General features: G+C 49.6%; 7 protein-coding genes. All 7 read right to left on the bottom strand.

Going from position 1 to position 13687, the window contains the following annotated elements; all coding sequences use genetic code 11:
- Position 1: 1 nt before the first annotated feature.
- Entirely contained in the window at positions 2–1201 is a 1200-nt protein-coding gene (locus NF543_RS11835) for an Nramp family divalent metal transporter (protein ID WP_257668339.1), read from the bottom strand.
- A 567-nt stretch (positions 1202–1768) separates the two neighbouring features.
- On the bottom strand, positions 1769–3667 hold the full coding sequence (locus NF543_RS11830) for an NHL repeat-containing protein (protein ID WP_257668338.1): 1899 nt from the start codon (positions 3665–3667) through the stop codon (positions 1769–1771).
- 21 nt (positions 3668–3688) lie between these two features.
- Positions 3689–5977: a heparinase II/III domain-containing protein gene (locus NF543_RS11825; RefSeq protein ID WP_257668337.1), complete on the bottom strand. Its 2289-nt coding sequence runs from the start codon at positions 5975–5977 to the stop codon at positions 3689–3691.
- 45 nt (positions 5978–6022) lie between these two features.
- The gene (locus NF543_RS11820; RefSeq protein ID WP_257668336.1) at positions 6023–9130 is read right to left on the bottom strand and encodes a heparinase II/III domain-containing protein; all 3108 of its coding nucleotides are present in this window, start codon (positions 9128–9130) and stop codon (positions 6023–6025) included.
- A gap of 187 nt (positions 9131–9317) precedes the next feature.
- The gene (locus tag NF543_RS11815) at positions 9318–11063 is read right to left on the bottom strand and encodes an amidohydrolase family protein (protein ID WP_257668335.1); all 1746 of its coding nucleotides are present in this window, start codon (positions 11061–11063) and stop codon (positions 9318–9320) included.
- A gap of 15 nt (positions 11064–11078) precedes the next feature.
- The gene (locus NF543_RS11810) at positions 11079–12392 is read right to left on the bottom strand and encodes a hypothetical protein (RefSeq protein WP_257668334.1); all 1314 of its coding nucleotides are present in this window, start codon (positions 12390–12392) and stop codon (positions 11079–11081) included.
- A gap of 150 nt (positions 12393–12542) precedes the next feature.
- Positions 12543–13679, bottom strand: a complete 1137-nt coding sequence (locus tag NF543_RS11805) for a right-handed parallel beta-helix repeat-containing protein (protein ID WP_257668333.1) — start codon at positions 13677–13679, stop codon at positions 12543–12545.
- Positions 13680–13687: the final 8 nt, after the last annotated feature.

Below are 13687 nucleotides of genomic sequence, written 5' to 3'. Positions count from 1 at the left end.
ATTATGTTAAAAATAGTTCATTGAAATTGTAAACGGCGAGCATAATCAGGATCAGCAGACCCACAAAACCGACTATGCGGATAAACGGTGGGCTCACGTAGTTGCCCATCAAGGTTTTGTTACAGGATATTGCATACATGGCCACACCAATAAAAGGGACCAGGAAGATGGTCACGCTTTGGGCGAATACGATCATCTCCAGCGGTGGTTTTTCAAAACCGATGGCAATCACGCTACCAGTGACCATCACAAAAGCGATCAGCCATTTCACTACTTTGGAATCCAGCCGGCTGCCATATCCAAACCCATCCGACAAGAGGGAACCGCCGATGGTAGCGTTACCGATCAGCGATGAAAAAGAAGCTCCAAACAGTCCAATCAGAAATAACTGCGAGGCATAACTGCCAAACAGGGGCTCCAGCGCTTTTGCCATATCCGACGCCTTGTTGACCGGTATCTGTTGCTGGTGTAGCACGGCCGCCGCGCAGATCATCACCACGGCACTCATCAACCCCAAGATGATCATGCCGGTCACACCTTTGTTGTTATCCAGATTCAGCCCCGGGCTGATCTTTTTCCGTTCCTGCACCAGGTAAGTTTGGTAAAATGCTCCTACAATGGAAAAGCAGGACGCAAAAAATGCGATCACCAAACCAATCGAACCTGTCGGTGCGGTTGGGACAAAACCGGCCAAAATACCACTAATGTCTGGCAGGGCCAAGAACATTGTAGTAAGGAACGCAAACAACATCAGCCCCACTATGGTTATCATTAGCCGTTCTAGTATTTTGTAGAAATCACGGAAAAACAACAGGGCAATACCTATTACGTTAAACAGGATGATCCACGGAACGGATGAGGTGCCTCTTGCTTCAGCAATGGAAATTCCAATGCCAACTGAATTGCCGGCCTGAAATGAAGCTGCTACCATAAAAATGCCGATGCCGATCAACCCTGAGACCCATTTGCCATACTTTTCCCGTATGGTACTGAGCAGTGATTGTCTGGTAGCCACGCCAATACGGGAAGCAATGTTTGTAAAAACGATCATGAAAAAGATGGCGACCACCACCACCCACAACAAATCATACCCATACATCGCCCCCATCTTGGACGTAATAGTAATTTTACTGGGGCCAAATACGATAGCCGCTGTAACGATGCCCGGGCCAAGGGCGACTAACCATTTTCTGATTGACATATTTAAATCGGTAACGTACCCGCTAAATACAACAATATAATTTATAATTCCAATTTTTTGCGTGGCATTTGTTTTTCCATGCCTTTCCGGATGGGCTAATGTGGCTGACGAGCTCTGTTGTTGCAAACAAGTAATCAGAAAACGACTCATGGATATAGTTAACACCCTTTATTACCTGCGCACCTATAGGTCCACCGCTTTCTTCGTGTACCCAAAGATAAGCTTCCTTTAATCTGCGGACTGGAGTTGATTCCTGCAACTAGCTTCCGTGAACACTAAGTGCAACACCCGACAACAACGCTTGGGTTAACCAAAATCCGATATGCGGCAAAACGACTATACTGCTTTTTTCTATTAGAAACTATATTTTTTCAATGTTACCCAAAATACAATACGACACTATGTTCATAATAAGAAGAAACTAACAATAAACACAAACCATCATCGCTTCTTCTCCCTCAATTCCTCCACCGGCAGCTATTTCAGTTTAGACAGGTTCATTCCCAAGTAGCTGGCCAGCTTAGCCCGGTTGGGCAGGGTATCCATCTGGCGCCGCTACCCGAAAATTTATAAGGTATAACTATACAGGCGTGATCCGCTTACAAAATAAATACGCCCGTCCAGGTAATCGCCCCCCGCACGTATGTGCACCGGTGATTTACTGACCAGAGTAACAGCCGGTGCGGACGGTTCAATGCGGCCTATATTGTGCTCAAATAATATATAGATAACCTCCTCAGGCCCCTGGACAAATACACGCGGCGACTGTTCGGCAACTGATAATCCGAATAACGCGGATACATCTTCCCTGTGCAGCAGTTTTTTGCTGTCGGGATCAAAAACAAAAAACCATTTCCGGTCCGCAATACCGTATACTTTACCATCGGCACTCAGGCATAAATCGGTATAACTCTGTACATTCGGTATGACGGGCGAACGCCACTCTACCTGCTTGGTATCCATATCGATGATATACAGCTCGCCTTGTTTGGCTTTGCGCTCGCCCCCGGTGCCGGGCGCGATGGTGGTACCGCCTACTAATTTCCGCCCAGGCAATGGCACCAGACTCATGGTTGACTGGTCAAGCACAACATTGGAATCCGATAATAACGTGTGCTTCTTTGACTTCAGGTCATAAAACAGCAAACCGCCGCCCGTATAACCATAAGCCGGCCCCCCACCCATGACAATTGTTTGGCCGTCGGGGTGCGCCAGCACCCGGTGTGGGCGGTAGATGACCGGATCGCATTTGACCAGGAGCTGCGGCTTTTTCTGCGCGTCCCAAACTAGCAGGTTGCCTCCGGGATAGGAGCCAAAAAATGCCTGGTGGCCTTGCCGGGCCAGGGCATTATACTGCCCATATGCCGACTGGTGCCCCCATTGCTCCGTGGCGGGATAATAAGTGAATTGGCGCATGGGGAACGAGCTGCCGCCTATGATCGCCTGACCATCCGGCGAAGCGCCGACCCCCATGATCCATGACCCCTCACTGGAATAATCAAAATGCACGGTCTTCGTTGTGCTGGTTTTGGGATCTGCTATAACCAGCAACCGCTCTGTAAGATCCAGCCGCTCGATCAACTTCCCGTTAGGTAACTCTTTGATAAAAAGGTTCTGCATACCGGTGCGTATGGGTTTTTCATCAGCCTGGTGCGCAGTGCCTATAGATTTGAATTCTCCCTTATACAATTCGTACCAGTCTTCTTTTGCATCTCTTAAAGCCTGTCCGTATACTTTGCCGTTGTGGTTACGGTACAAATAGGCCATGCCCCGCTTTCTTTTTTCCTGGGGGAGTACAGCTTTGGTTTCGTGTGTGCCGGGATGAAAGGCGACAAGCTGCGTATGGGTATTGCCCATCGCGAAATAAAGCCAGCCTGCGTCGTCGGTAGCTACGAACCGCTGGTACTGGGCCCAGTTTTCTTTATGAACATATCCGTAATCGGTAAATTCACGGGTTTTGGGATCAAAACTTACTACACCGCTGTTTGGATAGGTTACCGCCCATATCCGACCCTGGTCGTCTTCGGTCATCCCCATAGCCATCTGGGGGGCGCTTTCGCCGCAGAACGTAAAGGCTCTCTTCTTGGGGTCGAATTCCACAAAGTAACCGTTAAAATGGCTATAAAACTTATCTGTTGACGAAAGCAGCGATGAAAACGGGCTATCGCCCCTGTGGTTATTGAAAGGGACAGGGAACTGCTCGGTATGGCCCGTTTCGGCATCGATCATTAATAACGCATAGCCGCCTCGCACATCAAACAACCACACCAACAGCACATCCTTTCCCTCTCCGTCAACGGTGGTAACGACACCGCGGTATGTACTTGCCGGCGATACTACCCCATGATCCGTGAACCTGCTTTCAGCGGGCTGCGACAACACGGTCGTGGTCGGCAGCAAGCATACCGCAATGAGTAATAGCATCTGCAATTTTTTGCAGGATTTGTTAATGATGCACCTATTCATAGTTGTAATTTAGTGTTTTGTCTATTCATTTATCAGCCTCTCTTCTGCCTGGTAATCCCATCCGGCAGAAGAAGAAACCCGGATGTTTCCATCACCCAGCGTGATCCTGTCTTCAATCGCCGTTCCGTTCAGTATATAGCGCACCACTAGGATGTTGCCGTCCTTCTGCACACCGCTGATCCACGTTTCTTTGCGGAATGGCTCGTGTATGGCAAGGAATGTGGACTTGCCCCCCGAATGCCGTTGCATAAGCCCCTGGCGGAAAAAGTCATCCAGTTTATTCCCGTCTTCACCGGCCCGCCTAACGGACGGGGTACGAAACCGGAATACCTGCGTATTGTCCGGGGACAGCAAATGAGTCCGCAAACCTGCGTTGCGATAGCGCCACGTTGCGGTCCACGGTTGCAGGGCCTGCCCTCCGAGCACATCACGTAAGTGCCAGTAGGCATGGAAACGCCTGCCTTCCCGGTCTGTATCATATTGTGTTTTGGGTCCGTTATTCCCACCCCAGGCAGGAACCAGGCTTGTTAACGGCTTATCGAGCGTAATACTCGTCTCCAATGTCCCTTCCTCTTCACACATACCGTGCAGGAACCAGTCGTGGTCATGCCCCCCTTCCACGTCGAAGCGGTCAACTACATAATCCCGTCCCGGAGCGGCATGCACCAAAAGCAGCTGCCTCCGGTAAGCACGGGCAGCAGAAGCGTAAGCAGGAGATGCATCCACATCGATGACCTTCACGTGCGGATGCTTATCGTCATATAACAATAGTTTTCCGGTTACTTGCTGCCCACCGGAAGCTTTATCCTGCCCGCGTTGATTAATGACCACCGTATTGTGGGATGCCGTATGTACCGTCCATCCACGATACCGGGTGTGGGTGTATCCGATATCCGACAAGAGTTCCTGCCCGGCGGCAAACAAGATAATGGATCCGTTATCATCGTGCGAATGGCCGAAGTCGCCGCTCCAGTTTACATTGAGCATAACCTGGTCCTCACCTGTACCCACACCCATGACAGCATTGCCCAACGACGGCCACAAATGAGATACGCCGCTGTCCGTTGCTTCTCCACGTGTGTGCCACCAGGTATCATTGATGGGGATCTTCCGTCCATTTGGCATAACGGCTTCCCTACTGACGGCCAGTGCTTTTTTATACACCGGAACTTCCTGTTCCGGGTCAAAATTTTCAAAACGCTCCCCTTTCCAGCCAGGGGGGTCTGTATAACCCGCCAGCGCATCGGCCACCGCCTTCACCCCGTTAATGGTCATATCATGATAAGAAGGTGTCCCTTCTTTCCACCAGCCATCATCAAAAAAAACCATAGAGACGAACTCCCGGAAACGTTTTACAGCCTCATGCACCATGGAAGGATCTCCCAATACCCGGCCCACGCGGATCATGCTTTGATAGGTACGCGGCGACATGTTGGTATACACCTCCGGATTCGCGGTTGTAAACTCATAACCAAGCCGCAGCAGATCCTTTTCAATCAGTTGATCCGTTCCTGGCCCGATAACTGCATCCATACGCCGCCAGTCATAGCCCGTCTGCAAGACATCATAAGCCATTGCCAATGTGACAGGAATATCCATATAGCCCCACCAGCTCCATTTGGCACCGCGGTATGGCCCAACTCCTTTATAAGGCCATTTCTGATCAGCCGGAAAGAATTTTACCGGCGCATGCGGATAATCATACCGGATTGCATAATCCGGATATAGCTGTGCAAAACGCCCGACGATAGCAGCTGCCCGGTCACCATAGGCGTTATCACGCGTGGCAAACCATAATCTTGCCAGTTGGTCTGCCATGGTTTGTATCCATGTCCAGCGGTCATACCAGGCATGTGGTTCAAAAAAATATTGCCGGCCGTTGGCATCTTCATGATAGCGATAGACCTGTTGCTTCCCGCTTGGTGCAATGATCAATTTTTTCCCATTATTGGGGAAATGCTCATTGGGGAACAACATATCGCAGTAATTACAACGCACCTGGTCACCCATACCCGATTTCCAGCTCAGTACACCCATTTCCTGCGCTCCGCCGTGGCAGTTGGGGCAACCTACAAAAAAAATCCCTGAGGCGTCCGGTACCTGGCCGATCAGCTCATCAACCGAAAGGTCCATAACCGTGGCCACCGATCGTTTAAGACCGATGATGCCTGTTGTATCCGGAGAAAAAACCGGATGCGTTGCCCGATGATTTACTGACAGGCGCTTGTGCTGTGAAACAGCGTCCACAGTTATCACTGTCAATATCACCGACAAACACCACAACCGCTTTATTTTCTGGTTTATTAACATGGTCGCTATTCTACTTCCAGATTATCGTACGCACTGGAGCGATCACTATTTACGGCTCCAGGAGAATACCGTTTTTATCGTCACCTTATCTCCCACACCGACATCAGATACCCATAATTTATCGGCCTTCCTCACCTTACCGGACACATCCTTATCCAGAGTGAGTTTTTGTTTTTCTGCCGATACAATCATCCCAACAGGTTCTAAATCCTTATTTACCAGGGTTGATCCACGATAATGATGATAAAAATTCAACTCTGTATCTGTTGTCAGTGCATTCCCTTTAACCTGTGCCACACCGAAATAACCCATACGCAGGTCATCAGTTGTATGCAGGCTCGCTTGCCCGTCAACCGCAACCTGCAGAGACGCCGGATGCACCGTGGTGCGGTGTCCGTTCGTAAAATGCACTGTCCTGACCGACTGCCCTCCCATGGATTTGAGATCCGTACCGCGCGGGAACGTCATGGTTACCCGGTTAGCGGCAATATCTACTGCCTGCACCTCGCCGCGTAACGGTTTACGGACAAACGATTGTCCTTTACATTTCAGATACGTTCCATCGCTGAAGTAAACACGCGTCAACTTTCCTTTGTCATCAAATGTGACTACTGCCGTATTCGCATCCGTTTGTATGCCGTATTGCCGCAACTCTTTTTCGGAGCCAACGGTATCGCAGATAATAACGTCTGAAAAACCGTTCCTTACAACCCTCACAGACGCACCTGATCCGGTAGTCAGCGGATGATGTTCCACCGATCGGATGTAAGGTTTTGTCTTGTACGTTTCAAATACAGCAGAAAAAGTACTGGCACTCTTTTCGGGAGCAAGGTTTGCGCGGCGCGCTATCATATACTTTACAACATGGTTTTTGGCACGTGGCTTATCGTAGGCGTCAGCCAGAAATACCTCCTGGTGTTCAGCGGGAAGCATATGCAGCCTTAAACGGGCATTTGAATCCAGTACATGCTGGTATTCTACCAATGCATTGCCTTGCCGCAGTTGCTGTACATGGAACAAATGCTGGTAACCTGATCCCACATACCGGCGATACCCGATTCTTTCGCCCGCGGTATCCAGCAACCGGTTATCATAGATCTCACCAAGACTCACATCCGTTCCGGCCAAAGTACCCGGTTGTTTTTCACTCCAAACGCCTTCCACCGGCAGGACCTCGCCCGGAGGCCCATGCAGCGAATAATCGTGCTGCTTTCCTCCCTGCACGTGGAAAAAGTCGACCACATAATGCTGCTGATCGTTCGCCGCCACCATCACGACATTCCGCCTGTACTGGGATGCCTGCCGGTAAGCCCCTGATTCCGCATCCATATTCCGGGCGAACGTGCCATCTGCAAAATGATGTAACCTTCCTGGAATGTTCTGTGTTTGGCGCGAAGCATTGACGACGACGGTATTGTGAGAAATGGTATTTGTCGACCAGGTAGCGATCCCTTTGACATAGTTATTCATGGCATCAGGATATCCAAGATCAGGCATCATCTTCTGACCGTTGGCCATCAGTTCAATATTCAGAAAATCCCAATGATAATGGGCGTAATGCATCCCGTATTTGAGTGCCAGCGCAACGTCGTCTTCCGGGTCATTCAAAATGCCCAATCCGTATCCCGCAAAGACACGGGAAGGCAAAGGTTGCACCACGCGAACATCATTGTTTTGCTGTTTCTTCGCAGGACTTGCTGACCGGAACAAGGATTCAAAAGACGGAAAGCCCCTCGCATCAGCGGGCTCCAGCCACGACAGATAACGCTCGTCCTGATACGCATGGTAAGCAGACTGATAGGTTTCCGCGGAACGACCGGTAATACCGCCTAACACATCACTTCCGTCACCCAACGCCGGCGTGTATTTCCCGATTGCCACCGAATGAATCGGGCCGTCCAGCAGCATCCTGAACCGTGGCTCGTCAAACAGGTCAACTCCTTTTTTCTTTAGCAGGTCAGCGATTTTTGTCAGGTATCGTATCCATAAAAAATTGTACTGGAGTGATTCAAGCGGGAGCCCATCCCTGAAAACCTGATTATACAAGGCATAGCGCAGGCCCATTTTACTTCTGTTCTGTCCGGCATCATCCAACAAATGATTGAGGTACCGCTCAGGCTCGGCATATTGCCGCGCAATGATGAGATTCAGTACAGCGGCCTGATGCATACCAAAATTACCGAGTATCTTGTTCTGCTCATACGCCAACAACGCATTTTCGACGAAGTTGGCTTCGATATACGATCTGATTTCTATTCCGCTTTTGTTCAGCGAAGTATGCAGATCAGGAAGATCATCAATAGCGTCCCATACAGCGTCGTAGGCTGCAGCAGCTACAGAAGCTGTAGCGGTTTCCCAGATCGCATTGATAATCTTGCCACGGTACACCCCTCCGCGCGCCCTGGTCATCAACCCGTACCGGGATTGGTCTTCATGGTTCATCGACGGATACACTTCTGCGAGCCGATGGAGCATCAACACGGCTTTGTACGCATATTTTTTGTCTCCGGTCAATAAATATGCTTTACTAAGATTGCCGATTCCGGGAATGATGTGGCGGTGCCAAATCCAATGATTGGCATACGCTACAAACCAATACCGTTCGCCATCGGGCGCTACCCAGCCCCAGCCATCATCCACATATTTCGCGTCCCATCCTTTCTTCTCCTTAAGCCCGCTTTTGTAATAGGCTGCATAATCATTGTCCGGGAACACACGTCCATCAATGGGCGATTTTACCTGAAAGGGTTTCTTCGGATCCACAATCCATGGATAGGCACCTCCTTTTGCAAACACTTCGGCACCGTGGATGGGACAGCCGTTTGCGTTGAGATCAAACGCGCGTGGCACCCGTGCGTCCGTCATCAGATCGACAATATCCTGATCCTGCCAGTCCAGCCAATAACCAGCTGCGCTGACAATCTTATCTGCGACACTTTTTGCCGTTGCATCCTGTTTTATGTTGTTTCGCGCCTGTTCTATCTCTTCATCCGTGTATAACAAGCGGTCTGTCTTTAAGGGAAACTGAGGGGCTTTCGGCGCTACGTTTACGAAGGGAGGTATGCTGATATCCGTCGGGCTTTGCCCGGTGGCTTCCAATGTATATAGCGCCAGCACTATGGCCGCCAGCACCTTGGTGAAATTTTGTTTCATCTGTTCAATTTTAATTTTCAATGGCCTGTTGAAAGCTTGGATGATTGAATAATTATATCCCTGTGGATTTACTGATTATTTTCAATCATATCGGTTTCATTTGGGGACAATTATTATAAGGGCTCATTTAACCAATTTTCATATTCATGCAGATACAAACCCCGTAATACGCACTGATTCGATCATATTATCCTTTATTCCGGAATATCTCAGGAATATTATGCACGGGCAACCGCTTAAGACTCGGCTGTATTACCTGATAGACATTTTCCGCAAGCAATTTTTTCTTAATTGTCAGTGGGAGCCTGGTAAATACGGCCCATCCGAGCTGCTGCCTCGGATCGCGCATAGGCAGATCAGACCCATACAGAATGCGGTTCTCACCTGCGCCTTCGATCAGGTATTCGATGATACCAAGATGTACCGGGGTTAGTGTGATTTCAGCATAAATATTGGGGTGTTTTTTCATCGCTGCAATCGCCATATCGGCCATCCTGAAACTGCCCCCAGCATGAGCGATGACCCAGCGGACATTGGGATATTTTGGTGCCAAGGTCTCCACTTCCAACAAGTCCGAACGGGAGTTATGCAACAATCCGTACAAATGATGTTCATTCCCGTACTTCCACCAGATATCGTACGATGGATCATGGTACTGGACCCCATAGTGGAGGTATGGTTTCATCCCGATGAAGCGTTTGTCCTTATAAACCTCGGGGATCATTACCGCCAGTTCTTCCTGCGTATAGTGTACCGCGTCGAAGTTTGCCAGACCCCAATATCCTTCGGGAGCCGCATCCAAAGCCGCTGTTGCCGTGACATTCCCTCCTGCTGAATCCACACTAACCACGCCGTTCCAACTCATAACCCCTCCCCCTACGTAGCCCAGTCGCTTGATCAATTTAAACACACCACTTGGGCCGCCATTATGCATGCGGTAGTGCCACCCCGCTCCATTCAAGCCTTCGTGAAGAATATGTATGTGCATATCAATGACCGGTGTCGGAACGGGTTTTCCGTGCCGAACGGCGCTCATCAGGATGTCTTCTGATTTGTTCTCCCTGATTGCCGGAGGGTGCTGTCCATGCAGTAACCGGATTAGGTTGCCGCCGGCAACTTTATCCCTGGCCTCCTTGGATATCGCCGCATAATCCACGTAGGCTCGATGCGCGCCCGCAGACATCGTCGGAGCGTTGGAAGCGAAAACCAGCTGGTCGATATACCCATCTTGGTACAACGTTTCCAACCCCTCATTGATCTGGAAGTTATCAAAACTAATGTGTAAGTTTTTATAAACGCCCAGCATGGGCAGGATTGTCCGTTGGAAACTCCAGGTGACCCCGGTCAACAATACCGTCAAGTTGGGATAGGTATTCAGCAATTGCTTTACCCCGCCCAATCCACCGAACTGTTCCGCCCGGATAATCGTCAATATTCGCCTGCTCTCCAACCAGCGGAATAATTCAACCGCTTCATCGGTTTTCCAGTCCCAATTATTGCCCGCGGGATGGACGGTCACTGCCCGTACATCGTGCCGTTTCATCAATATTTCCAACTCTTGCGTAACCGGAAACTCATCGGTGATGGCAGGCATTAAATTCCATATGGGAAAAAGATAAGGATAAGGCTTCAACAACCTGCTCAAGTCCAGATTGGAATACATCGGATCGTAGGTAACCGAAAGTATAGAGGCTACTAATGCTCCCGAAATGGAACAGTGTTCCATTTCGTCTACCAAATGCTTCAGGCTCCATCGCTCTGCAGGATGTTTGTTTCGTTTAGGGCCTATGTTGGTAAACCCATCAAAAAACATCAACGGTTGCTCATCAGCTCCCCAGACCGGCAATGACAGCGAATTAGCTAAGGCAAGCGTCATACCGCCTACAGCAGTCTTTTTGATAAAACTCCTCCTTGATTGGTGTTGATCAGACATATTTCCAGTAATTTTCTATTCGTTTTTCAATAATTTTTCCATGGCATCCAGCACCACCTTCTCGGCCTCGGCGGTGACGCCCGATGCAGGTCCTGCTTCATAGCCCCCCTCCTCATAGGCTTCGGCCGTGCAAATATATCCCGGGGCATAATCCCCATAACCCGCTACCGCAATAAACAAATCCTCGCGCATTTTCTTTGCCGCAAGCTGAAAGGCAACAAATGGTTCTCCGGGCAGATGCAGGATACGGGCTTTACCTATCCCCAGACACGCCAACGGAATGTATTTGCCGGCAGCCTGGCGCTTTGAAAGAACAAGCTTATATACGTTGTTGGCCAGAAAGATAGGGTTATGTTCGGCAAGCTGCTGCTCCAGTATAATAGCAGATTCGGCAATAGGTAGCTTAAGCGGCTCTGAAGCCCAGGTAATATCTTCTGAGCTGACCTTTTCCTTCCTGGTATCTTCCCACGCTCTCCTCATCCCATTAGCCAGACGTTCTGCCAGCTCCAACCTGTTTTCCTTCGAGCCATCGTTGTACTTACCAGCCGTAATATCACCTCCAGCACCATTAAAATGGATATGCACGGCATCAGGAACCTCCATTTGCCGCATAAACCGGGCTATTCCCGGAAAATCCGGGTTAGCGTTCCCTGTGCGGTAATAACTTTGCGGGTGCACAGCGTAATAGCTCAGCACGGCGACGGGTTTTTCATTATTCCAGAAACTGACCAGCGATACCTCCGGATCAATCAGTCCGAGGGGCATTGCTCTGATGGCTGCGTCGCGGGCAGACGATGTCCGGCTGATGGTTGCCTTTCCATTCTTGTCAAGGATCCGCCTGTTGGAAGCCACGTCAATGACTTCCGCCTTTCCCAGACCCACGTGCGTAACAGGCTGACTATGCTGTACAGCGAATTTCACCGCCGAATCCAGGCGGGAGATAACCGTTCTGGCAAAACTTCCCTCATAGTTAATGAGGTCCATCCCTTTTGTTTTCAGCAGTGCTTCGGCACCGAAATCACAGGTTGGAGCATCATGCTGATGAACCGTATGTACCGCCACCCGATCGGCAACCGTTCCGGCGGCCGCGGCCAGTACACGCTTAAACTCATCCTGTCCTTCATTGGCTATCCCGATCCAGTCAACCGAACACAGCACGATCGGCTTTCCGGCACCAAGCAAGACCAGGCCCCGCGCCCGTAACCCCATATCCCAGGTGTGGGTCATGCGATCGTATGTCAGATAACTGCCGACTGGTGGTGTTGCATCCACATCAAATGCGGCAACCCGCAGTGTATCCGATGTCGTATTGCCTGATGCGTGAAGCAAGCAGCTGTTAAAAATTCCTAAGATTAAAATAATACGAATGATCCTCATTATATCTGTTTGTTTCAGTAGTTTCGTACCCAGCTTTCGCTCCTACGTCAATAATCCGGCTGCAAAATACAGGGTCGGAAAAATATAGGTGGTTAAACTCTTTCATTTCACTACGCTGTTCCCGGTTCCGTACAAATTATCGTACACATGGGTCCTTTCATAACCCAGCACAGCCTTCGCCGCTTCCGTATGCCGGGAAAACCAATTGCAAAAGACTTCACATGCTTCTTCCGGTTCGCCGCGTATGGCTACGGCATATTGAGGGGCCCTGAACGTATTGTTGTAAATTTTAATGGATGTACCGGCAATGTCCGTATTATCTTTTCTGTCCCTCCCTCCGTGCATATCAAAACAATGGCTTAACGAGACCCCGCACTCCACATTGTTACGTGCTGTGTAACTACAGCCGGGTACGCCGGTACCTGCTATGGAGTGGCGGTTACTATCAAAAAGATTATACTCGATCAGGGAGGATGCTTTAATATGTGCAATACCATATCCCAACCCATGATACTGGCAATGGTGAATATAGTTATGGTGAATATGATGGTTCACTCCTTCGCCCAGTCTGATAGCCGAATGAGAAAAAGCCGTAATCTCGCAATTATCTATCTCTAAGCCATCATATGATGATTCTATTCCTGAGGAAACCGGAAATTTATAATAATATTCACTTCCTTGTCCATCCGGCCCAAATGCTCTCCGATGATGCGCTGAATGCCGCTTTGAGTTAGGTCCCTGGATCCGGAGACCGGTGATACGTACGTTTGGACCGGCAGCCCTGATCATCACCTTTGTTTTCAGCACATCACTGCAGAGCAGCGCCCCTTCTGAACCGTTGTAACCACGATCTCCGGCAAGCGTTACCCCTTGCGGTATCTCCAGTACAAACCCATCAATATAAATGAAGGTAGTCAGGTCAATGATTATAGCTGAGGGGATAAAAACAACGTCCCCTGCTTTCGCTTTTGATAAGGTCTCTATTAAACTTTCTGGGCTTTGTACCAGGTAATTACCTTTTGTGAAAGTTTGCGTATAATTGAATCCGCCTATATCGCCCCGATCATCAGGCTTTGCACCAAATATACGGTTATTCACCTTCATAAAGGTTGGCTGCTGACAGGGCGTTGCTTCTAAATGCCCCTTCCGTTCGGCTCTTACAGCGGTGCCGGCGATGGTTGCCATCAGCGGCCCTGCCGCAGCTGCAGCAACAAACTGTCGTCTTGAGTATCTTTTCATCTGGCGAA

Origin of the sequence: Parapedobacter tibetensis, from assembly GCF_024704835.1 — a bacterium.
GTDB classification, from domain to species: Bacteria; Bacteroidota; Bacteroidia; order Sphingobacteriales; family Sphingobacteriaceae; genus Parapedobacter; species Parapedobacter tibetensis.
Note: the sequence above shows the minus strand (reverse complement) of the source record. Positions and strands in the feature narration are given on the sequence as shown.

Excerpts from the sequence above, each read along its gene's own strand:
- NF543_RS11825 (WP_257668337.1), bottom strand. The coding sequence starts at position 5,977 with ATGTTAATAAACCAGAAAATAAAGCGGTTGTGGTGTTTGTCGGTGATA.
- NF543_RS11815 (WP_257668335.1), bottom strand. The coding sequence starts at position 11,063 with ATGTCTGATCAACACCAATCAAGGAGGAGTTTTATCAAAAAGACTGCT.
- NF543_RS11820 (WP_257668336.1), bottom strand. The coding sequence starts at position 9,130 with ATGAAACAAAATTTCACCAAGGTGCTGGCGGCCATAGTGCTGGCGCTA.
- NF543_RS11835 (WP_257668339.1), bottom strand. The coding sequence starts at position 1,201 with ATGTCAATCAGAAAATGGTTAGTCGCCCTTGGCCCGGGCATCGTTACA.
- NF543_RS11805 (WP_257668333.1), bottom strand. The coding sequence starts at position 13,679 with ATGAAAAGATACTCAAGACGACAGTTTGTTGCTGCAGCTGCGGCAGGG.
- NF543_RS11830 (WP_257668338.1), bottom strand. The coding sequence starts at position 3,667 with ATGAATAGGTGCATCATTAACAAATCCTGCAAAAAATTGCAGATGCTA.